Source organism: Microbulbifer epialgicus (assembly GCF_041447265.1).
Taxonomy (GTDB): Bacteria; Pseudomonadota; Gammaproteobacteria; order Pseudomonadales; family Cellvibrionaceae; genus Microbulbifer; species Microbulbifer epialgicus.
The window spans coordinates 1-1069 of the sequence record NZ_JBGMEK010000238.1; the positions used below are offsets into that span (position 1 = coordinate 1).

A 1069-nucleotide genomic window follows, 5' to 3' on the forward strand; every position below is an offset into this window, starting at 1 on the left:
CTGCTCTACCCCGCATATCAACGAATTCTCCAGCGAAGAGCCTTAACCCAACTGAATGGTCTTCAATTTCCCTCAGCAAATGAATTCCGACAAGAAGTTCGGCAAGGAGCCCTTAAGCGTGAGCTCATCAAAACCGTTCCGCGAACTCCTGCAATAGATGAGTAACCTCAATCAAATGAACAATGGCGTCAACCTCCTGGAGGTGCATTCATCGTTGATAATGATTATAGGGTCCGACTGGTTGTGGGCGGTTATATAAAAGTGGAGCACGTTACTTCTAGCGCTTTATACTTCACGATTCCTTCATTAGACTTCGTATATGAGTGTATCCATCATACGAACCCAGAAGAAGGATATTTCGTAGTGAGGGAGAGCCAAACTCGTGCGGGCGCAGTAATTTATAATGTAGGCTTTGTCGAAACTCCTGGTGGCTGGTAACCTTTTTTTGTTTTAAGGGGTATGCAAGGGTGGAATGTAGGAGTAGATACGAATGTTTCCAGCTGCACCACGTAATGCGATTAAACTGAAGGAGGTGCAGTAAAAAGACAAAATTTAGAGAGCTCCATAAACAAAAGAATAATTAAATTATCAATCAATCCAATAGAGAGACTAAAACCATGTGTCCTATAGATAATAAAATCGCAGACCAAAATATTGATGCACAAATGGGTACAGCAGATGTTCAAGGCGTAGAAAATTCTGAAGATTTAATGAGTCCGGAGGAATTAAAGAAAACCTTATCGGACAACATCAACCGAAGCTTTATTCAGAACCCAGTTCATGAAGCCTTGAAGGATGAATTGATAAATAAACCGGAAGACAAGCTGTAAGTCACTAAGGACTGTGATGAAGCCAACTCTGCGTCCTGTGAGATACAAAACCTCGTGCTTCGGCCCGAGGTTTTTTTGTAGGTTCTGTCGCAAGCTTTCCGTATGGCTGAAACGTACCTATGGCCTGGACACAGTTATCCTGCGAGCGCCATAAATTGGCGATAGGCTGGGATGCCTTCCTGTCCCAGCTGTCCTTTTCGGATCATGTGAGCAGTCTCAATCCCATCGAGAGTGGCAGT

The 1069-nt window shown here is 43.7% G+C and carries 1 protein-coding gene; it reads left to right on the forward strand.

Annotated features, from left to right (window positions below):
- Positions 1-617: 617 nt before the first annotated feature.
- A complete protein-coding gene (locus ACCI49_RS24755) occupies positions 618-830 on the forward strand; it encodes a hypothetical protein (RefSeq protein WP_371841931.1) in 213 nt (70 codons plus the stop codon).
- The last annotated feature ends 239 nt before the right edge of the window (positions 831-1069 follow it).